At 44.2% G+C, this 21,878-nt stretch carries 18 protein-coding genes; 10 read left to right on the top strand and 8 right to left on the bottom strand.

The window, feature by feature from the left end; genetic code table 11:
- Window positions 1-84: 84 nt before the first annotated feature.
- From BCU75_RS10765 to BCU75_RS10755, 3 genes are all read right to left on the bottom strand, one after another.
- Complete coding sequence (locus BCU75_RS10765; protein ID WP_102473834.1) at window positions 85-2,286, bottom strand: GNAT family N-acetyltransferase; 2,202 nt, start codon at window positions 2,284-2,286, stop codon at window positions 85-87.
- A 93-nt stretch (window positions 2,287-2,379) separates the two neighbouring features.
- Entirely contained in the window at window positions 2,380-3,354 is a 975-nt protein-coding gene (locus BCU75_RS10760; protein ID WP_004732564.1) for a ParB/RepB/Spo0J family partition protein, read from the bottom strand.
- 5 nt (window positions 3,355-3,359) lie between these two features.
- Window positions 3,360-4,577: a ParA family protein gene (locus BCU75_RS10755; RefSeq protein ID WP_004732566.1), complete on the bottom strand. Its 1,218-nt coding sequence runs from the start codon at window positions 4,575-4,577 to the stop codon at window positions 3,360-3,362.
- A 1,259-nt stretch (window positions 4,578-5,836) separates the two neighbouring features.
- Here BCU75_RS10755 and BCU75_RS10750 point away from each other — a divergent pair.
- Window positions 5,837-7,816 carry a replication initiator protein RctB domain-containing protein gene (locus BCU75_RS10750; protein ID WP_102473833.1) on the top strand — a complete coding sequence of 660 codons (1,980 nt, stop codon included), beginning with the start codon at window positions 5,837-5,839 and terminating at the stop codon, window positions 7,814-7,816.
- Between the two features lie 412 nt (window positions 7,817-8,228).
- On the opposite strand, the gene BCU75_RS10745 is transcribed toward BCU75_RS10750, so the two are convergent.
- From BCU75_RS10745 to BCU75_RS10735, 3 genes are read right to left on the bottom strand one after another with little or no spacing between them, the layout of a single operon-like run.
- Window positions 8,229-8,774, bottom strand: a complete 546-nt coding sequence (locus tag BCU75_RS10745) for a transcriptional regulator (RefSeq protein WP_102473832.1) — start codon at window positions 8,772-8,774, stop codon at window positions 8,229-8,231.
- On the bottom strand, window positions 8,771-9,703 hold the full coding sequence (locus BCU75_RS10740) for an ATP-binding cassette domain-containing protein (protein WP_102465024.1): 933 nt from the start codon (window positions 9,701-9,703) through the stop codon (window positions 8,771-8,773). The genes BCU75_RS10745 and BCU75_RS10740 overlap by 4 nt, the downstream gene beginning before the upstream one ends.
- A 9-nt stretch (window positions 9,704-9,712) precedes the next feature.
- Window positions 9,713-10,537, bottom strand: a complete 825-nt coding sequence (locus BCU75_RS10735) for an ABC transporter ATP-binding protein (protein WP_102473831.1) — start codon at window positions 10,535-10,537, stop codon at window positions 9,713-9,715.
- Between the two features lie 362 nt (window positions 10,538-10,899).
- Here BCU75_RS10735 and BCU75_RS10730 point away from each other — a divergent pair, with 362 nt between their 5' ends.
- Together BCU75_RS10730 and BCU75_RS10725 are read left to right on the top strand one after the other, a co-directional pair.
- Window positions 10,900-11,094, top strand: coding sequence for a PA3496 family putative envelope integrity protein (locus tag BCU75_RS10730; protein ID WP_004732575.1), 195 nt, complete (start codon window positions 10,900-10,902; stop codon window positions 11,092-11,094).
- A 266-nt stretch (window positions 11,095-11,360) separates the two neighbouring features.
- Window positions 11,361-11,846 (top strand): NADAR family protein, encoded by a 486-nt coding sequence (locus tag BCU75_RS10725; RefSeq protein WP_102473830.1) that lies wholly within the window; start codon window positions 11,361-11,363, stop codon window positions 11,844-11,846.
- 223 nt (window positions 11,847-12,069) lie between these two features.
- On the opposite strand, the gene BCU75_RS10720 is transcribed toward BCU75_RS10725, so the two are convergent.
- Window positions 12,070-12,828 carry a substrate-binding periplasmic protein gene (locus BCU75_RS10720; RefSeq protein ID WP_102465027.1) on the bottom strand — a complete coding sequence of 253 codons (759 nt, stop codon included), beginning with the start codon at window positions 12,826-12,828 and terminating at the stop codon, window positions 12,070-12,072.
- A gap of 88 nt (window positions 12,829-12,916) precedes the next feature.
- On the opposite strand from BCU75_RS10720, the gene BCU75_RS10715 reads away from it, so the two are divergent.
- A complete protein-coding gene (locus BCU75_RS10715; protein WP_102473829.1) occupies window positions 12,917-15,343 on the top strand; it encodes a response regulator in 2,427 nt (808 codons plus the stop codon).
- Window positions 15,344-15,634: 291 nt separating this feature from the next.
- A complete protein-coding gene (locus BCU75_RS10710) occupies window positions 15,635-16,294 on the top strand; it encodes an HAD family hydrolase (RefSeq protein ID WP_102473828.1) in 660 nt (219 codons plus the stop codon).
- A gap of 94 nt (window positions 16,295-16,388) precedes the next feature.
- Here the strand turns inward: BCU75_RS10710 and BCU75_RS24565 are convergent, their stop codons facing one another.
- A complete protein-coding gene (locus tag BCU75_RS24565; RefSeq protein WP_102473827.1) occupies window positions 16,389-16,571 on the bottom strand; it encodes a hypothetical protein in 183 nt (60 codons plus the stop codon).
- Window positions 16,572-16,666: 95 nt separating this feature from the next.
- Here BCU75_RS24565 and hppD point away from each other — a divergent pair, with 95 nt between their 5' ends.
- The 5 genes from hppD (at window position 16,667) to BCU75_RS10680 (ending at window position 21,869) form a co-directional block, all read left to right on the top strand.
- A complete protein-coding gene (gene hppD, locus BCU75_RS10700) occupies window positions 16,667-17,740 on the top strand; it encodes a 4-hydroxyphenylpyruvate dioxygenase (RefSeq protein ID WP_102473826.1) in 1,074 nt (357 codons plus the stop codon).
- A complete protein-coding gene (locus BCU75_RS10695) occupies window positions 17,733-18,893 on the top strand; it encodes a homogentisate 1,2-dioxygenase (protein ID WP_102473825.1) in 1,161 nt (386 codons plus the stop codon). Before hppD ends, BCU75_RS10695 begins: the two co-directional genes overlap by 8 nt.
- Window positions 18,894-18,902: 9 nt before the next feature.
- A complete protein-coding gene (locus tag BCU75_RS10690; protein WP_102473824.1) occupies window positions 18,903-19,940 on the top strand; it encodes a fumarylacetoacetate hydrolase family protein in 1,038 nt (345 codons plus the stop codon).
- A 21-nt stretch (window positions 19,941-19,961) separates the two neighbouring features.
- A complete protein-coding gene (gene maiA, locus BCU75_RS10685; protein ID WP_102473823.1) occupies window positions 19,962-20,660 on the top strand; it encodes a maleylacetoacetate isomerase in 699 nt (232 codons plus the stop codon).
- Between the two features lie 234 nt (window positions 20,661-20,894).
- Window positions 20,895-21,869 carry a DUF2860 domain-containing protein gene (locus BCU75_RS10680; RefSeq protein ID WP_157933905.1) on the top strand — a complete coding sequence of 325 codons (975 nt, stop codon included), beginning with the start codon at window positions 20,895-20,897 and terminating at the stop codon, window positions 21,867-21,869.
- The last annotated feature ends 9 nt before the right edge of the window (window positions 21,870-21,878 follow it).

Genomic DNA, 21,878 nt, shown 5'->3' with positions numbered 1-21,878 from the left:
AACAAACAAAAGATAGGCTTCAGTTTACAGTGTAAATCGCCATTTTGGATTTACACTGTAAATTAATTTGGAAAATTGTCCCGTCTATTTACACTGTAAATTAGACAATAAGATCGAGATATCTCGTCGAAGCTGAACTTCAGCCTGCTTACGCCCGACAAGATCGAGTTGCTCAATACAAGCCCCCCAACCTTTCTGCTGAACTATTTTTGCAATCATCAAATCAGATATAGCCGAGCAATCATCACTATGATGCTGTCGAACGGGCTTAATTGGTTGGTCTAATAATGGAGATGCAAGCGTGTTCGATAGTTGAGTGTTAACCGCTAGAATTAATTTCAACGCGATGAAACCGATACTGTCGTAACTGTTCCCACCCTCTACATAATTGCTGAGCAACTTAATTTCCAACTCACTAACCGGGACTGATTTGCTTGCTTGGCAACTGGTTGCCAATGAGTTAGTAGGTAACAAGGCACGAACCATATCAACCTCAAGAGAAGCTAAAGAACCAGAAACGAGGAAGCAAAAGCTTTGCTCAAACTGAAACTGTACCTGAGCGACCCAATTGTTAGTATCAATACCGAGTGGCCTAACCATCAATACCGAGTGACAGCCACTTGCCTGATCGCGCTGGTGGCCAATATGAACGGGTACAAAATCGTTATCACGCCAAAAAGAAATCAATTCACTAGTCGCACCGAAGCTTGTTGCCAGATAATCCGCTTGGCTGGTTTGCTCTGATAACTTAGCCAACATCCAACGGCCAATGCCCAAACCTTGATGACGAGTTGAAACTGCAATGCGCATCACTCGAAGGCAACGACTGGTCGCCGCTTGTGTGCAGCCTAGTTGGTTTGCTAGCAACACGGGAGCAAGGTGTCCTTGAGGCCTGCGTTTTCCAATTTGAATCTGAGTAATCAAATCTGTATCTAAACCACCCTCTTCAATGACTAACATACAACCTAAGCATTCATCTTGCAGCCATGCCGCGTACAAGTGGATTGCTGGATTGTTGAGAAACTGCATTAAATCATTTGGCGACGTCTGATAATGAGCATCGACAAGAAGAGAAAAACATCGTTGCAACTTGTGTGGATTAGCCAAGCAATCTGCTTTTGATAGTTCAACTAAATTTAACTGGCTGATTGTCTGACCAGAAAGGTTTTCTAACTTATGAAACGCCGAGTCACTTAGCGATTCGTCATTACCAAGCAGGAAGCAATCAAACAACCAATCTTCTAATGGGTCGTTGTTGCTCCAACGAATAGGTTGTTCGAGCTTAAAACCTTTCCAACCAGGGCGATGTATAGAAAGCCAAGATTCAAACTTAATTCCAAACCCTCGTCCACTGCCCTCGTAACCGTGTACCGTGGTTGAGAAAACCATACGATGATAAATACCGACCATGGATTTGAGCATAGGGATTGGAATAGCAGCCGCTTCATCAACCAATAGTAGGTCGCAATCGGGTTTAGATTTAAGTAATTCATCTGGTGCGACGAATCTTAGGCTGCCACCTTGATGGCTAATGTGAGTAGCATTGATAATCTCACAAGGGTCTAGTCGTTGGCTTGCGTGAACAAATACCGGCTCGACCGCTTTAACAGAAGGAGCGGTAACAATGATATTGAACCCGTGACGTTCAACTAAAAGCTGTGCTGCTGCGATACCTAATGTCGAACTCTTGCCGCGACCTCTGTCTGCAGTGAGAATCAAAGGACGCTTTCGATGTCCAAAGACTACTTTCTTAACTAACTCTACTGCCGTCTTTTGCTGTTCAAATCTATCCAATCCGTTTTCAGCGTTTTGTTTTCTGGGGAATGCGTTACTCGCTTGAGTAACATCACCTGCTTCATTCGTTTGTGAAACAGAAATGAGCTTATCGAAATGCCCCTTTAACCAACGTTGACCAAAGCGAGTACTCCCACTCTCTTCAGCTTCATTGACGTTTGGTGGCAGCACCAACAACAAACCGCCACCCACCAACGATCCCAATGCTGCACTGAACCCATTCGCGTCAAACTGTTCTCTAAAATCGCAAACAAGAACCTGGCATTCACGACCCAGAAGTTGCTGCCCCTTTTTAACCGGAGCATGCGTCACATCGTCGAATGGGACACCGCCAATCTGAAAAATGGATTTAACGTTCTTATCTTGAAAGAAAGTTGAAATAGCCGTGTTTTGCCAATCGACATCACCATTAAAGACCACGCCGTAACGGTGATCATTATGTTGAGCAACATCAGAAAGTGTATGTAGAAAAGAGTTGGTTGGGTTTGTCATAGTTAGCATCCAGATTCATCTAGACACAGTTTATCACAGCCAAATAAAAAGCCGCATAATGCGGCTTTAGAGTAGTAATGGAAAGTCGTCGACTTAGTCGAGCTTCGATTGAACGAAAGCTAAAATCTCTTCCATTGTCGCATCATCCACTTTCTTAAGGTTTAACGCCAAGTTTGAACCCTTACGGCTGTATGAAGCGCGGCCTTTAATAAGCTCAACTTTTGGAGAAGCTTTCTTCGCTGGCGCAGGTGCCAATTCAAGAATCCAACCTTCTAAAGTCTCAGTAACGTCTTTAGTTAAACGCGTAACACCTTGCGCTTCACTACGCTGCCATACAAAACCTTCCGAAGCATCACACTTAGTCAGTAATGTTTGTTGCTGTTCGCCAGTCAGGCCACCAAATTGTTTGTGTAGCTTAACTATTGTTGGGCGACCAAGATCGCTCACATTTGGGTAAGCTTGTAGCAGTTCAAGAGGTAAAGCCGCCGCTTTCAATGCGCCACTCACCAAAGCTTCACTGCACTGGAACATTTTCGCTAGTGCTTTCTGGTCTTCAGCTTCGCCTTTATCTAACTTCGCTTGCATCTCTTTACCCTTCTCGTACAGAGAAAGCGGTTTATGAGCATTAGCAACATCAGATAGGAACTTAGCGTGTTCGCCGTTAATGTTTTCAGCAACATAGATAAGGAACTCTTTGTCAGCCAAAATACACGACATACGACGGCGGCTACCATCAAGGACTTCAATCTTACCGTCTTTGTTTTTACGACCAACCGCTGGGTATTGCTGCCCACGTTCTTTCAATGTTGTAAGAACATCAGAAAGCGCGTGCTCGTTTAAGAAAGATTGCTCACGAGCATTTTCTTCGAAAACGACCGTTTGAGTTGCTACATCAGCCGCAGGGATTCGAACGAGTTCAAATGAAACCAATTCTTCGCCAGCAACAGAAAGCTCAATCACTTGAGCCTGTTCTTTTGCTGCTGTTTGCGCTTCTTGAGGTGTTGCTACGCGGCGTTTGTTTGCTTTACCAAATAGCTTTGCATTTAAGTCAGATGTTTTAATTGCCATTTTTGTTATCCCTGATTAAGTGAAGGCCAGTTGCTATGTAATACTCGCTCTAATTCTAGAGCACTTTTTTGCACCGCGTCTTGAGCAACGGCTAGAGTTTTCTTACCGCCCTCAAAATCGCTAACCGTCAGGTCGAAAACTGTGCTGTAAGTATCTGCACAGGTTTCAAAAGCACGGCTTCTTGGAATCGTTGCCATCATGACTTGGTCATTCAACAAGTAATTCATCTCAGTTAATACTGATACCTGCTTCTTGTTATCGTCTTCAAACATCGTCGGCATTAGACGAACAAATTCGAGCCCTTTCCAGTCGTCCGGGAACATCTCGTACACGGTTGGTAAGTGCTGGAAGAAGTTAACCGTTGAAGCCCAATCCAAACGCTTGGCAGCACATGGAATCAGAAGAGCGTTCGATGCGTACATTGCGTTCCACACTAGAGGGTCTACATGCGGGCCGGTATCAATCATAATCACATCAAAATCATCAGCAATTTTGTCGATAAGCTTCTCTTTTAAAAGACGAACAATATCAAGTGACTGATCTTGAGATAGGCTTTGCCACGCTTCAGCGTTGAACATAGCATCTTCTGGAAACGCCGAAATCGTCTTTAGATTCGGATATTGTGTTGGTAAAAGTACGTTCTTACGCAAAAATTCAAGGTCAACATCTTGGCCTTCTGGCACGTTGTCCAACATGATATCAACTGCAGAATAGATACTGTCGTGCTCTGCACCGCTAATTTGTGGGTTTAAGAACAGACGCAAAGAACCCTGTGGATCTAAGTCAATCAAACAGATACGGTAGCGCTTATCTAAGTTCAGAGACAAACAAGCCGCTAGGTGAACCGCTGTCATTGATTTGCCCGTACCACCCTTTTGGTTCTGTACGTTAATAACCCATGGTTTGTTATCGACATGCTGCTTACGTTGGTGGAACTTCGGTACTTCAGCCGCGTCCATCAGCATGTGAGCTTCGGTCAATGAAATCGAGTAATGATTGGCGTTGTTCTTTGTAAACTGATGACCATCCGCTTCAAGTTTGTTGATTGCCTCATCCAATTTTCGACGAGTTAAGCCTGAACGTGTCTCCATCATAGCTTTAGACATTGGAGGGAAATGTTCATCACTTCGCTCTTCCAGAATAATCTCAATTCGGTCAGCCTGAACTTGTTGAGTTTGTTCGGCCAGCTGATAGAGCTTATCAATCGTTTGTTCTCTTTTCATTGCCAGTTTCCGTAATGATTAACTAAGCACAAATTGTACAGCTATTTACACCAAACACAACAAAAACATGAACATGCATTTATGAGTAAAATCACATAAAATAGACTGTATTTTTACATTTTGATGAAACATTGACTTAGATGAACACAAAAACTCCTATTATTAACACCGCTAACAGTGTTATTTCCGGTCTACATTTAAAATGTTACATCGTCACTTATTTACAATGTAAATATATTTTTAGATAAAAAACTTCGGAACGATTGGAATACAACCATAGATTACGGTTGGTGTGATTTGTATTCGAATTTGTCAGATTTTCAATAAAAAATAACTAAACAGACTAAATGGATAACAAATTCAAAGTCGAAGTAAAAATCGAGCGTCATAAAACGAAAGAGGATTGTAACCTGCCCGGAAGAATGATCATGGAACACATCAACCGTTAGATAATTGATAAGACCAAATCGTGAAGCATGATCAAGGCTCAAACTCGTCAATATTGATCTGAGTAAATGCATGTTAGAAATGATCAACTCACGGAAAAATGATCAAGTAAATATCGTTCCGGAAGCATATAAATTTAGAGCTAGCTTACGGACAAATGCTTTTGCAATGGGGATTCAAGCTCTACAAGGCCTCATCGCTTAGAAATTCAATCTACACGGATTAGAAATACAGAAACATGGCAATTTCATGATCATGCTTCCTGATTTATTATGTTTCGAGCTAACAGTCCCCAACCAGTGATTATCTAACCAATAACGATTAAACTTTAAACATCAAAGGGGAGGAACGATATAAAAGGCTCATTACTTGATCATTGTTCCGAAGAATTGGCAGTCAAAAATATCCACATAGGTGACTTAGAAGCAACTTGGAACAACATGATCAATTACGGGCTGTGGATAAGCTGTATAAGCATAATGATCATGCTTTCGAACCGATAATGATCATGCTTACAATGACTTAATGATCATAGTTCTGCGGTTCTGTGATCATGCTTTCTTTGATTTAATGATCATAGTTTCGGGTTCTTTATGATCATGCTTTCCAAGTGAATTTATTTTAATTCTTATAATTCATAAGCTTAAAAGCAAATCCACGCCCAGATCATTAGATCACTTAATCATTTAAGATCATATTAATCAAAAAGATCAGTTATTTAAAAGCCAATAAATTCTCTTTATTTATGATCATTCTTTCTTTATCATTCAGGAACTATAGTGAAATTACGGTTAGTGTGATACGGATCAAAAATGAAACCAGAAGAAAAATTGTTAATTAAGGCACGAAGCCATAAAGATGGTCATTTATTTGAGGTCTCTGAAACAGCCGTTGCATGGATAGAGCAATATCAACACTTCAAAGGTGTCACCAAAAGCATCGTTGAACTTCTTAACCTAATTTCACTGCGTGGGTTTAGTAGCAAAGATGGATACGTCTCCACCACAGAGATCATTGAATCAACAGATGGTCAAGTGACTCGTGCGGCCTTGCAACAAAGGCTAAGAGCCGCTGTAAATATTGGCCTGTTCAAACAAATTCCCGTTCGTTTTGAAGAAGGCCTTGCAGGTAAAACCATGTTGCATCGCTTTGTGAACCCAAATCAATTGATATCGGTGCTGGGTGCTACCAGCTTAGTCACAGAAAGCGTGAAGCAAAATGAAAAGCAGAAGCGTTCTAAAGCGCTAGCTCAAACCAAAGTAAACAAACGCTTACTGAATGAACACGGACTGAATACACCCCCGACGATGAAAGACGAAGCGGACCAATTTATTGTTTCGCCAACCAATTGGGCGGGGATTATTGATCAAGCGTTGGCGCCGCCTAGAACACGTAAGAGCTACCAGAAATCTATGGTTTCGATCTCTGGCACTCGAGCAGTGATCGAGACACGATCTTCTAAAAACATCATGACGGTTGACGATTTGATGACGCTGTTCGCGTTATTCACGCTTACTGTTCAATATCATGATCACCACCAAGATGATTATCATCTAGACGCTAAACACACACCGAACAAAACACCACTCTATATCACTGATATTTTGTCTTTGCGTGGCAAGAAAGACAGCGGTCCTGCACGTGATTCGATCCGTGACAGTATTGATCGTATCGAATTTACGGATTTCCAACTGCACGAGCTTACGGGTCGTTGGCTTAGCGAGAACATGCCAGAAGGCTTCAAGAGTGATCGTTTCCGATTCTTAGCTAGAACCATTACGGCATCGGAAGAAGCGCCTACAGAGGGCTCTGATGGCGAAATTCGCATTAAACCGAACCTGTATATCCTTGTCTGGGAACCGTCGTTCTATGAAGAGCTCCTGACGCGTGACTATTTCTTCCTGTTCCCGCCAGAAATCCTTAAGCAACATACCTTGGTCTTCCAAATGTATTCGTACTTTAGAAGCCGTATGGCACGTCGCCACTCAGATTGTATGTTACTGAGCGAGCTGAACCAGAAGTTGGCTCGTAATATCGATTGGCGTCGTTTCTCGATGGATTTGATCCGCGAACTCAGAAAATTGGGCGAAGTAGAGGATCAAGAAGATACCTTCCTGGTGAACCTTTGGGGCTATCACTTGACGATCACTGCGTTGATCGAAAAAGGTAAAACCACCGATTATCAGGTTGATATTAAATGTAACGTCGAAGAAGTATTACGTTATTCAAGAGCGCGTACCACTAACGCTGGTAAGCGTAATATGGCACCAACGTTACCGAACCCACTGCGTAACGAGATGGTGTCTAAGCAGAAGCTGGAAGAGCTGTCTGAGATTATCGATGGTGAGTTTGAGCCAATTCAGCGTAAAGCTCCGTCGCCAAGAGGCAAATTGGGACGTCGAGTTAAGCAGCGTAAACACTCTGTTGAGATCAACGCTGATGAGATCATGATTACTCTATCTAAATATACCTCCGCAGAGGCTCTAGAACGCAGCATAACGGCTTTATCTGCTATGACAGGGCACTCACATGCCTCAATCAAAGAAGAGTGCTCAGAGCTCATTGAGAAGCTTGATTGGTTGAGAGTAGGGGAGGATGTTATCCCATACGAAACACTGAGTCGTTTGATTGAGCTGTACAACGATCGTGATAGCACCAGTAACCGACACCTGTCCATTGAACGTTTGATTTCTGGTTTGGCTGTACGTCGTAAAGTGTGTAAACAAGTTCACGAAGGTCATTTGGACGAGAATGTGTTTCTGGCGCTCGATGAGATGGCAATTGGCCATTAATAACTCGCCATTACTCAGTAGCAACAAGCCGCTATTTACGGTCGATGAATGGATAGTTTGAACACATTCGGTGTTGATTAAAACCGCACCTAACGCTGACAAAGTTCTGACAATGTAACGCATCCAGTTGATTATTATTTATCCCGAATAGACAACCTTTGTCCTTTCTTATGATTAATAGATTGGCTCATATTTTGTTACATCATACTGAATAGATTTTTGCGAGTTCCTAAGGGACTCGCTTTTTTTTTGCCTGAAATCCGCATAATAATTAAAATTCAATAACTTACGCATTGATCGTAACTGCTAGCCCTGAAGCATGATCAAGGTTAGATCGTGTTTTTCACGGATCCTATTTGTGAAGGGATTCTGCTTTGGTGTTTGATCGATCAGGGTTAAACCGTTGGGTGGATCAGTGGAGTTGACGTAGAGCTGCACCTTGATCATCGTTCTGGTGTTGGCTTGCCATAAAACGCACATGCGATTCGATCAGTTTTTCTGATTCTTCCTTCCAACGCGGTTCTTGTTGTTGGTTAGTAAATTCTAAAGCCAGTACACATAAATGCTGGAGCCGCTGCGTACACCACTCTTGCAAGTCAGGCTCTGATTTTAGGTCGCATGACACGGCTTGCAGCTTGCTATAGGCAAACATCAGGTATTGATAGGCCTTTTCTTGATAGTGCGAGCCACCAGCCTCGTTTGAGAGCGATGATGAGCTTGATGCTGCAAGCTTTGTTGATGTCGTTGGCGTTACGTCTTTATATCGATAAAACGTAAAGATTCTCAGGCATCCATCAAGCCAACACGCAATGCCTTTGCTCTGTTCATTTGTGATCATTGGCCCCCAGAGTGCATCTGGAGGCGTTAAGATCAAAGATTCTAACTGTTCCACTTGATCATGCTTTCGGTCTTTGTACCAATTACCGATCCGCTCTAACCAAGTATCTAGTTCATTCATGCAACGTTATCCCACTGTTTTACATAGTGATTATCAGCAACTTTCTTGACTTCATGCTGAATTTCACTGCTTTGCTCTCGAATACGATCAGCGTCCACTGAATAGTTTGGCTCATTTTTGACCAGTTCGCCAAATGGCAGATCGGGGTCGGGCACTGCAGAGATCAATAACTTGGTGTACGGGTGTTGTGGGTTGGTTAAGATCGACTGGGTTGATCCCCACTCAACGATCTGCCCTTTGTACATTACCGCTGTCTCTTCCGCGATATAGTGTGCAGTGGCGAGATCATGGGTTATGTACAAAAAGCCAATCCCCAACTCTTTCTTCATTTTTTGCATGAGGTTTAACACACCAAGTCGAATAGAAACGTCCAACATTGAGGTCGGTTCATCAGCAAGAATAACCTCGGCGCCAACCGCGAGTGCTCTTGCTAGGTTAACCCGCTGCCTTTGGCCACCACTAAGCTCGTGAGGGTACTTGGCGAGAGTTTCGATGGGTAACTCCACCAGCGTTAATAACTCTTTGAGACGCTCTGTTAGAGCTTGTTTCGTGGCAACTTGATTATGGATTTTAAGCGGGCGCGTTAAGTGGTGCTCAATGGTGTGGGTTGGATTAAGTGAGCCAAATGGGTCTTGAAATATCATTTGTACGCGACTACGGTAATCCAAGATATCTTTACGGCTTTTTAGGGTAGAGATGTCTCTGCCATTGAACAGTATCTCTCCCTCTGTCGGCGGGTAAACCTTGGTCATCAATCGGGCGCAGGTGCTTTTTCCGCAACCTGATTCTCCAACCAGTGCCAGTGTTTTACCGGCATGCAAATCAAAACTCACCCCATGCAATGCTCTGAAAATTTCTTCTTTACCAAATCCACCGCCAACGGTGAACTCTTTAACGAGGTTTTTTACTTGAAAAATAGGTTGTGACATAGAGCTCTCCTAGCACGCAGTCGTGTGCGCATGTTCGTGAATGTTAGGGAAAGAACTCCATAGCTTTTGGGTGTAGGAGTGCTGAGGGTTGTTGCGAATCTCATAGGCTTGGTTGATTTCAACGATCTGGCCGTGGCGCATGATGGCAATGCGGTCACATAACTGGCTCATTAGTGCGAGGTCGTGGGTAATGAACAATATCGAGAAACCAAACTCTTCTCTGAGTTGGTGTATTTGCTGCAGAATTTCGCGTTGTACAACCACATCAAGCGCCGTTGTTGGCTCGTCCATAATGATCAATTTGGGATTGAGGGCGAGCGCGATGGCGATGACTAAGCGTTGACGCATCCCTCCGCTAAACTGATGCGGGTACTCGGTTAGGCGGTGGCGCGGGATATTGACAAGGTCGAGGAGCTTCTCTGAGCGGTTTTTGGCTTGTTCGTTGGTCATTCCTTTATGGTGACGCAAAACATCAGCAAACTGCTCTTGAATGGTGAGTACGGGATTGAGCGAGTTCATCGCACTTTGGAACACCATGGCGATTTCGCTCCAGCGCAAGGTGTTCAAGTGGCTGTCCGATAAGCTCAACAGGTTTTGCCCATCAAATAGTATCTGGCCTCCAGAGATGAAAGCGGGCGGCTTATGCAGGCGGTTAATGGCAAATGCGATGGTGCTTTTGCCACAGCCTGATTCTCCGGCTAAGCCAAAAATCTCGCCTTGGCCTATGCTGAAGCTTACGGATTTTACGGCATTAAAATCACCGTCATCGGTGATGTAATCGACACATAGATTCTTCACTTCGAGAAGTGGTTTATCTGAATTTTCCCTAGACATGATAAATACTCAGTTATGATATTGATAACCATTATCATTAACTTGAAGTGAATTTAGTGAAAGCGATGAGCACAAAAAGAATGAAGTGCCTCGAAATTTATCTTGAGTTATTTCACGAAGTTTCAGTGGGAAACAATAAATGAGAACGGGGAAAATGAGAGGTGGATCAAACCACATTTCTTATGGGGAATCTTGTAAATGTAATTGCAGAAAATGGCTTTGGCAAAGTTTAAATGAGGCATTTATTAATTAGCTTTGTGAAGCGTCGGAATCATCACATTTCGGTACAGAATTTCTTAACAAGTGAAAGAGCATTTGCTACAGATTACCTGTCCATTACATGGTGCTTTTCGGAGGAAAACATGTCCATTAATTCTATCAACCATGATGAAATGACAAATATTGCAAACAAGTGGGATGCTGAAGAAGAAGTATCTTTCAAACCAGAAAAGAAAATGAAGTCTGCTGAAGCTCGTCGTCGTATTGAAGCTCTAAGAGAAATTAGAGAAAGCGGTTTTAGTCTGGAAGAAGCGAGGGAACTAGGTCTTATTCACTAAGAACCTCTATTGCATTTAAGAGGGTGGCACATCGCCACCCTTTGATTTATATGTCTTTTTTAAAAGGACAGTGTGCTTTTTATAAGTAAATAATGATCCTTGTCTCCCACCATTTAAACCTATTGCTTCTCTTCTACATTACCTGCTCTCGTCTAAAAGCATGCTCATGGCATACTCTTGAACTAAGTTGTTTGACAGCAATATGCAACGCCACTAATTTTAAAGTTAAAGCAAAAATATGCGATGTCGTGGGTAAGGAGAAGGCTATGTCTAATTCTGTGGCTAAAGCCAAAGAAGTGCTGTTTTATGAACCTGAAGATCCAAACGGATACCTATCAAATTTTGCAGCTTGCCCCATCAAGGTTGACGATAAAATTTGGGCAACCAGCGAGCATTATTATCAAGCGATGAAGTTTGCCTCTCAAGCGCTGCGCAACACTATTCTCGAAGCCAGTACTCCTGCTGAAGCGTTCTCTTTAAGTCGTGATTACGAAGACCAAGTGCGTGCTGATTGGTATGACATTCGTGTTGAAGTGATGCAATTTATTGTGACTGAGAAGTTCCGCCAGAACCCGAAGTTTGCTTTGTTTCTAACCAATACTGGTGATTCGGTGATCAAAGAGCATTCTCACAAAGATAATTTTTGGGGCGATGGGGGGGATGGTACTGGTGAGAATCGCTTAGGAGAGATTTTGATGACTGTGCGACAACAACTTCGTAATCAACAGTTGCATTTGATTACTTCGCATTAACCTTTCACATTAACTTCTCGAGAGCGAGTTAAAAGACAGTTTCTTTAAATGCTTAATTTGAAAGGCCGCTCTGCAATTTAGTATTAAGTTAGTCTAGTCTAAGCAGAGCAGAACGGCCTTTTCGTTGCAAGTTGAGCAAGGGGTGACTAAGAGTAGTAAAGTGCTTTACAGCGTCAGCTAGGCGCTTTTACAGATAAACTCGCTTTACAGATAAACCAAAGGGCTATAAGTATCCTTTTACGATGTCATCAAGTTGCCCATCATCTTTCATTTGGTCGAGACGCTGGTCGATGAAGCTTTGGAGCTTAGGGTCCATCTCAGGGTCAAATGCTAAATGGATAGGGTAGTTATTGATCACTGAACCAAACTCTTGCATCTGGTAATCATCAATACTTAACTTCTGCTCGTTTAGGTTGTATTTGATTCTCGATTCCATCTCAACAAAAACGGTATCACCTGGCGTTCGGTTTAACACACGAAAAGCCGCGCTGTAATCTTTAACTCGAATCTCATTGAGCTTGCCTTGTTTGATGTAAGGATCTAGGTTTGGATATTCGAACCCCACCAGCAAGACCACCGCTTTTCCTTTTAAATCGTCGATAGTATTGAACTCAAATGGTGCCTTACCGCTGCTGAGTAACACGTGTTTTACATTGTAAATCGGATCTTTAGACAGGTTTACAGATTGGATATTTCCCCAACTAGGGCTTCCGTAAGTTACCCAGTTTGGATTCTCTCTCGCGTCGAGCTTGTCAATCATGCGGTTGAAAGGGTAGGTGTGGTAGTCGATCTCGTATTGGCTGTCATCAAATACGGCCTCAACAATATCCGAAACCATTCCTCTGTGAGATGACCCATCAGTTTCGATCTGAAAAGGTTGCGCTTGGCTCGCAATAATGTAGTAGTGAACAGGTTCGCTTGCAAAAGCATAACTGCTTGAAAACAAACTGACTATGGATGCAAATATAAGATGTTTTTTCATAACCTTCCCTAGTTATTTGATGAATGACTACTATTATACTAGTTGAGTAATTGTAGTTTGCTAGGATAACAATAATGGTAATTTGTGTATGGTGACAAAAGGAAAACGCTATATTGGACTCTCCCGACAGTTGATCGGGATTATAATAGCAATCAGCACCTTATTCACAGTTATAGTGACAGGTCTAGGGTTGTATGTGGAGTACCAAAGTCGAGTTTCTTTTATCAGTTCTCAGATCGAACAGGTTAAGGCTGGCTATCTTTCGGGGTTAACGTCCAGCTTGTGGGTTGAAGATCGAGAGCAACTGTTTGTGCAAGCCGAAGGCATCTCTCGTTTACCCTCTGTTAGTTACCTTCTTATCGAAAGTCCCGATGAAATAATTCTAGAATTAGGTCAAAAGACTTCAGGTCAGTCTTATTCCCAGTCTTGGGAAATGGTGCACCAGATGGGGGGCACAGATTTCCCATTGGCGACGCTCACGGTGCAATCTGATTTGAGTATGATCCTCAATGACTTTGAAGAGCGAGTTCTACTATTGCTCGGCTTCGAAGCCGTTAAAATATTCTTACTGTCTCTGGTGTGTTTAACGATCGTCTATCGCCTTGTGGTCAAACGTTTAATGACTATGTCTTCCCAGATCAACCAACAACAAGCCGAAGACAACAAACCGCGCTTCATAACGCCAACCGACTCTACATACAGAGACGAAATCTCAACGCTAGAGAGTAGCTACAACCAGTCTGTCGAACGTATTCGCCAACAATACCAAGAACTAGAAAAAGCCAAAGATGTCGCTGAGGTTGCCAACCACAACAAAAGTGAATTTCTTGCCAACATGAGCCACGAAATCCGCACCCCAATGAACGGGATTATCGGGCTGTCGTCTTTGCTCTCTGAAATGGATATGCCGAAAGAGCAAAAAGAGTATGTCGATATGCTCAATACCTCTTCGCTTACTCTACTCGACTTAATCAATGACATTCTCGACTACTCGAAGATTGAGGCGGGGCGTTTAGAACTTCAGCAAGAACCCATGAAAATGATGGGCATTGCTGCAGATGTAGAGTCGACTTTCAGAGTTAAAGCCGAACAGAAAGGGCTCAGATTCCAACTGGCGATTGATCCTAAGATCCCAACCATGGTTATTGGCGATGGGACCCAGCTAAGACAAGTGCTGAATAACCTAGTCGGCAACGCCATCAAATTTACCGAGCATGGCCATGTTACGCTCTCACTTCGCTTGGAAGACATCATAGAGCCGGAACAAAAACTAAGAGTGAAATTTGAGGTTACCGACAGTGGTATCGGTATTGCGGAAGACAAGCAACAATCGGTGTTCGATAAATTTCAACAAGCCGACGGCAGCACCACCCGTATTTACGGAGGCACAGGGCTTGGTCTAACAATATGCGATAAGATCGTGACTTTAATGGGCAGTAAGCTTGAGCTAACCAGTGTCGTAGGCAAGGGGAGTTCATTCTACTTTACCGCTGACTTTGACCCGAGCTTGGACGTTGACGAGAGCAATATCGATTTTAATAAAGTCTCGGTGCTTCTGGTTGATGATAGTCAACTGAACATGCGTATTACCTCAACACAACTTCAATCATTCGGCGTTAAGTCAGAGTGTTGTGAAACCGCCATCCAGGCGTTAGAGCTTGTTTCGGAGTCTGTCGCGAAGTCATCGCCTTATGATCTGGTGCTGATTGATAAAGTCATGCCGTCTATTGACGGATTCCAGTTAGCAAGAAGCTTGATTGAGCGTTTTGACAAAGCTTGTCCCAAGCTAGTGATGATCTCCGCCGACCCACGAAAACAAGATGAAGTGCGTGCTAAACAAGTGGGTTTTGTTGCTTATATAGCTCGTCCTTATCAAGATAACCAGCTTAAATGGACGTTGAGTGAAGTCCTCGCGAGAGCAGCGGATACCTCAAACTTTACCTATCCAAACAGAGGTGAGGTCGCGTTCAAAGACAATGAACCAGTACCATTAACCAAACTAGCGGGTTCTGCTGAAGCTACATCAACGGCCTCTGTTAAAACCACACCAACAGATGAACAAGATCAAGCTAAAGGAGAGCTAAAATCAGTGGCTGCTGCGTTTAGTGGCAAGGTCTTGGTTGTTGAAGATTCTAGAGTGAATCAACAAGTCGCCAAGATGATGCTCAAGAAGTTGGGGTTTGAGGTTGATATTGCCGACAACGGTGAGATTGGTGTCGAGAAATTCAAGTCTAACGAATACGTGATGATTTTCATGGATTGCCAGATGCCGGTTCTCGATGGCTTCGAAGCGACTAAACAGATCAGAGCGATTGAAGCGGGCTCTTCAAAGCAAATTCCAATCGTTGCGCTGACGGCCAACGTCGTACAGCGAGACAAACACTTGTGTTTCGATGTCGGTATGGATGAGTTTTTACCAAAGCCAGTTAATCAAGGGAAACTGAGAGAGATTGTTGCCAGTTTCTTGTCGAAAGAGACAGAGTTAAGTAAGGAGCATGAGCAGAAAATAGTTTAGGTTCATTTAACTGATGTCTCGCTAAAGCATACCCAACCAATAAGAACTCCGACTGAATCAGTCGGAGTTCTTTTTCTAGCTACTTAAGGTTTGGTTAGTTAATGCATCGCTTATCAATATCGATCGAATCCATAAGCTGTTGTACTTAAAAAATAAGCATGGGGCGATTGTCATTAGTGTGAAACACAACTGCCACGAAAATACGCTTTAACTGTCACAATTCCGTTATAGCATGCAGCCAACTTGAACTGCTATTTAACCTGAACGAAATTCAACCCGTGAGAGCCTAAGATGTTCAAACCTTTGTATGTATTTGATATGGATGAAACGCTGATCAATGCCGATGCAGCGATGCTCTGGAATGCGTTCTTGGTTGAAAAGGGCATTGCCACTGCGCCCAACTTTATTGAAGAAGATAAGCGCTTAATGGGCCTGTATTCGGAAGGCAAACTGAACATGGAAGATTACCTCACGTTTTCCATGCAGCCTTTGGCCGGTATGCCAATAGAGCAAGTCACCGCATTGGTCGAAGAGTGTGTTGAACAGCATATTTTGCCTAAACAGTTCAAGCAGTCGAAACCTTTGATTGAGCAGCTTGAGAATGATGATATCGACATGTTGATCATCTCTGCCAGCGTGACTTTCTTGGTGGAAGCGGTCGGTCGCAAGATTGGTATCGAGAACGCACTCGGTATCGATTTAGTTGAAAACCAAGGCCGTTTTACTTCTCAAATATCAGGTGTGCCAAGCTACCGTGAAGGTAAAGTCACCCGTTTAAAAGAGTGGTTAGACAATCAAGAAACCAACTACTCAGACATTCACTTTTATACGGATTCAATCAACGACTTACCTTTGTGTGAACACGCTGACTTTGCTTACCTAGTAAACCCATGCCCGCGTTTGAAAGCACTGGCTGATCAACCGAATTGGTCGATCCTCGACTGGGATTAAACAGAATCTTACCTTCGAATTAGGTTCGCTCTAGAACTCATCAAGCCGCTGACTACGGCGGCTTTTTTGCATCATCAGTCTAATGTTCGATTTATTACCTTAGCTGACAAAAGGATGTATGTAACAATTCAATAACATTTCTTGCTCTGCTGTAAATCAAACCACCATCTTTCAATCCCTTGATGGCACTCACTTTCTTGTCTTGATGGTTTGTGTGTAACAAATATTTTACAATTTGACGGGTTTCTAGCGTTATTGCCCATTTCCTTCCATCCATTCCAATCTGTCGGCTTGTGGGCCAAATTTAATTAAGGATAAAAAACACACAACCACGTAATAAATACAAAACCAATAGGTACAAGGAGAAAGTTCATGGTGGAGTCATACAACCCGCTTGGCACGGATGGATTCGAGTTTGTTGAATACACGGCCGTTGACCACAAGGGAATTGAGCAACTTAAAGCGCTGTTTGTGTCACTTGGTTTTGCTGAGGTCGCCAAGCACCGCTCAAAAGAGGCTTGGCTGTATCGACAAGGTGACATCAACTTCATCGTTAATGAACAGCCACACAGCCAAGCGGAAGCGTTCGCTAAAGTGCATGGGCCATCGGTGTGCGGCATGGCTTTTCGTGTCAACGAAGCAACGGCTGCCATGGAGCAAGCATTCAAGGGCGGTGGTGAAGAGTACAAAACAGAAATAGGGCCGATGGAACTGAGCATTCCGGCTATTTACGGCATCGGTGAGAGCCTGCTCTATTTTGTGGATCGTTATGGCAAGCAGAGCATCTATGACGTCGATTTCCGATTCTATGACGATGCGGAAGAGCGTATGGCCGAAGCCAATGTTGGCTTGTATGAAATCGACCACCTCACGCACAACGTTAAGCAAGGCAATATGGATGTGTGGTCTGGGTTCTATGAGCGTCTTGGTAACTTCCGTGAGATTCGCTACTTCGATATCGAAGGCAAGCTGACAGGCCTTGTGAGCCGCGCCATGACCTCACCGTGTGGCAAAATCCGTATCCCTATCAATGAGTCTTCCGACGACAAATCACAAATCGAAGAGTTCATTCGCGAATACAACGGCGAAGGTATCCAACACATCGCACTCGCAACGGATGACATATACAAAACGGTCAAAACCTTACGTGAGCGTGGCATGGACTTTATGCCAACCCCAGATACCTACTATGAGAAAGTTGACGATCGTGTGAAAGGCCACGGTGAAGACACCGATCTGCTGCGCGACCTGCGCGTTCTGATTGATGGCGCACCGACCAAAGACGGCATTTTGCTGCAAATTTTTACGCAGACGGTAATCGGGCCTGTGTTCTTTGAAATCATTCAGCGTAAAGGCAACGAAGGCTTTGGAGAAGGTAACTTCAAGGCGCTGTTTGAATCGATTGAAGAGGACCAGATTCGTCGAGGAGTATTAGACGATGCATAAATGGATCTCGTTTCCTCATCGGGAGGGTGTGTGCTCTAAACAAGCGCACGCCGATTTTCCCGAAGAGGCAATCTATGAGCGAGAGGCAGGCCGGAGTGGTTTCTTCGGCCCAGCGGCTCACTTTCATCACCAACATGCCCCTACAAGTTGGTCGGAGTGGGAGGGCGATTTACGTCCTCGTGCTTTTGATTTTACGCTGGTAGAAAAAGCCAGCCAGATAACCCCTTGGGCGGTGCCTCATCTTTTGCACAATGCGGACTGCAAAATCCGCGTATGGCGCATGGATGAGAAGATGGATTTCTTGGTGCGGAATTCTGACGGTGATGAGCTGCTGTTCATTCACCAAGGTAGCGCCGATCTCTATTGTGACTATGGTCATCTAGCCGTGAGTGAAGGGGATTATGTGATGATCCCGCGCTCGACCAACTGGCGCTTAGAGCCAAGTGAGCCGATGTTCATCTTGATGATTGAGAACACAGACGCGGCTTACTCCCTGCCAGAGAAAGGCATGGTTGGTAATCACGCGGTGTTTGATCCTGCGGTGCTTGATATCCCCTCTATCAATGATCAATTCCGCGCTCAATATTCAGAAAGCCAGACTCAGGTTCAGGTGAAGCGCCACGACAAAGTCAGCGTGATCACCTATCCGTTCAACCCATTGGATGCGATTGGCTGGCATGGCGACTTAGCGGTGGTTAAAGTGAATTGGCGCGATATCAGACCGCTGATGTCGCATCGCTATCACTTGCCACCTTCTGCGCATACGACGTTTGTTGGCGCTGGATTTGTGGTGTGTACCTTTGTGCCACGCCCGATTGAGAGCGATCCTGGTGCATTGAAAGTGCCGTTCTACCACAACAATGATGATTACGATGAAGTGCTGTTCTATCACGCTGGTGACTTTTTTAGCCGCGACAACATTGAAGCGGGCATGGTGACCTTCCACCCTGCTGGATTTACGCATGGGCCTCATCCAAAAGCCTTCAAGGCTGGGCAAGCTCATAAGAAGAAGTTTACCGATGAAGTGGCGGTGATGATCGATACTCGCCATGCACTGCAGTTTTCTGACGAACTCGATAGTGTTGAGAACAAAGAATATGTCTACAGTTGGCAAGACTCTGGTTTGAAAGAAATGGCTGATGATAAGAAATAAGGGACAAGGATGAAATTAGCAACCAAGAAAAATGGCACTCGCGACGGTCTATTGATGGTCGTGAGTAAAGATTTAAAGCAGTGTGTGGCTGCCACCGAAATCTTCCATGCGATGCACCTTGCACCCACCATGCAGGTAGCATTGGATAACTGGGACAGCGTGGCTTCCCAGTTACAAGAGTTATACACCTCGTTAAACAACGGGCATGTGACTGGCAGTGAAGTGTTTGCACCTCAGTATTGTGAATCACCTCTGCCGCGCGCATATCAATGGGCTGATGGCAGCGCGTATGTAAACCACGTTGAATTGGTGCGTAAAGCACGTGGTGCTGAAATGCCAGAAAGTTTCTGGGTTGATCCACTCATGTATCAAGGCGGTTCAGACGCGTTTATTGGCCCTCGTGACAACATTGAATTTGCCAGCGACGAATGGGGTATCGATTTCGAAGGTGAGGTCGCGATTGTGACCGGTGATGTACCGATGGGCGCTAGCGCTAAACAGGTGCACGAGTCGATTCGCTTGCTGATGTTGGTGAATGATGTGTCGCTGCGTGGTTTGATTCCGGCAGAGCTCGCGAAAGGCTTTGGGTTCTTCCAGTCTAAACCATCTTCGGCGTTCTCTCCGGTTGCGGTAACACCTGATGAGCTTGGCGAACAGTGGAAAGGCAGCAAGGTACATCTACCGTTGATATCGACCTACAACGACCAGCCTTTTGGTTGTCCGAATGCGGGCGTCGATATGACTTTCAATTTTGCAGAGTTGGTCGTGCATGCTGCGAAAACTCGCTCACTATCGGCCGGTGCAATCATTGGTTCGGGCACGGTTTCCAATAAGCAAGGCACCGATCATGGTACCTCAATTGCCGAGGGCGGAGTGGGTTATTCATGCATAGCTGAAGTTCGCATGATAGAGACGATTCGCGATGGCAAACCGTCGACTCAATTTATGTCGTTTGGTGACTCGATCAAGCTTGAGATGTTTGATGCCGCTGGTGACTCGATCTTTGGCGCGATTGACCAGAAAGTGAGCCAGTATCGGGCGCTATAGTCCACATAATAGGATTTCTGTATGAGCGAGAGCATCGTGAACAAGATCATTATACTTTACGGTTACTGGCGCTCGTCTGCAGCCTATCGGGTGCGTATTGGGTTGAACCTCAAACAGCTTAGTTATGAGTCTAAATCGGTGCATTTGGTGCGTAATGGCGGTGAGCAGCATGATCCACAATATCGCGAGCTCAACGCCAGTGAATTAGTGCCCGTGCTGGTGGATGGTGATGTTCAACTCAATCAGTCTCTGACGATCTTGCAATACTTGGACGAAAGTTATTTGTGTGAGAGCGGCCCAGACACCTTGTTGATTCCTAAGCAAACACCATTGCGCTATCAAGCATTGGCTATGGCTCAGGATATTGCGATGGAAATTCATCCATTGAATAACCTGCGCGTGTTGCAGTATTTGGAGCGGGAATTGTCGTGCGAGCAAGAGGCAAAAATGGATTGGATCCACTATTGGATGAGCCAAGGGTTTTCAGCGTTAGAAGAGAAGCTAGCCAAACACCGAAAAACACACGGTGATTCGGTTTATAGCCTCACGGACTCACCTTGTATCGTAGATATTTGCTTAGTGCCGCAAGTCTACAATGCTCTGCGCTTTGGTGTTGATATGTCGCCGTATCCGCTGATTAACTCTATTGTTGAAGCGTGTAATCAGCTGCCGGCCTTCATTGATGCGATGCCTGAGAACCAAATTGATGCGAACGAATAGCCACAGTTAAACGCTGACTCAGATTTAGCGAGCGATAAGAGCAGAAAGGCCTTCATAGTATTAAAGCGGTGGAGGCCTGTTTGTTTGCTCGTCATTTGCAAGAACTCATCGGTTGCCTTGAATTCCACTGTCAATTTTACTTATTTTTTCACTTATTTTTCACAATGCGTTGCCTATCATTAATTAAATAGAGGGTGTTGCCCTTTAAGTTTTGGCGAAATGAAAGAGGAATGCATGAAAAAACTAACGTTGACGACTATTGCACTGTCGGTATCTTTTGCGGTCAACGCGAACGAACTTGGCGAATCTGGGTTTAGTGGCGAGGTTTCTGGCCTTATCGGAATGAGCTCTGAAACATCAAACTTCAATACTGATACCAAGAAAAAAACGGGCGATCTAAATACCAAAGGAGAATCAGACTCGGGATTAGCGGTCGCTCCTCTGGGACAAATTCGTTACACATTCGGTTCGGGCAACAATCATCAAGTGTTTGCTGGTACATCTAGAGACGATTTGGCGGTCGGTGATTTCGTTTTAGAACTCGGTTACAAGCACGGCTTTGGTGAAAACTCGTCGATCGCGTTTTCTTATTTACCATCCATGGGCGGTGAAACGTGGGCTGACCCGTTTATTACCGGTGACGACCGTGAAGCTACTGACTTCTCAAGCAATGCTTATCGTGCAAAGTACGACAACATTTTGGATTCAAATTTTTCTGCGGACTTTGCTTACTACACCATTGAACTTGATAAAGAAAATTCAGGTATGTTCCAAACTGGCTCGGCCATTAAATCTCTGGATAGAGATGGCAATGGTCTTTACTCAAAGATCTCATACTCTCATCAGTTAAGTTCTAATTCGATCCTTGAACCTTCTTTGTTGTACAAGACGTTCTCTGCCGATGGTGACGCGATGTCTAATACTGAGATTGGCACAGAGCTAACTTACAAAGCATTTTATGGTCGCCATGCTTTTGCTTTATCGGGCAAATACAGCTCAGTGAGCTTCGATGATACGCATGTTTTTTTCAACAAAAAGCAAAAAGACAGCAAGTTTGGGGCTTTTGGCGCGTACGAGTTTGACAAGTTAATGGGCTGGGAGAATGTCTCATTCAACGCGCTTGCTGGCTACGACGTAACAACGTCAAACATCGAGTTCTACGAGAAATCTGAACTCATTATTGGTGTTGGCGCAACCTATAAATTCTAAGAGGTCGAT

The organism is Vibrio splendidus, assembly GCF_002873455.1.
GTDB lineage: Bacteria > Pseudomonadota > Gammaproteobacteria > Enterobacterales > Vibrionaceae > Vibrio > Vibrio splendidus_J.
The sequence above is the reverse complement of the archived record's forward strand: the minus strand, read 5'-3'. Positions and strand labels throughout refer to the sequence as shown.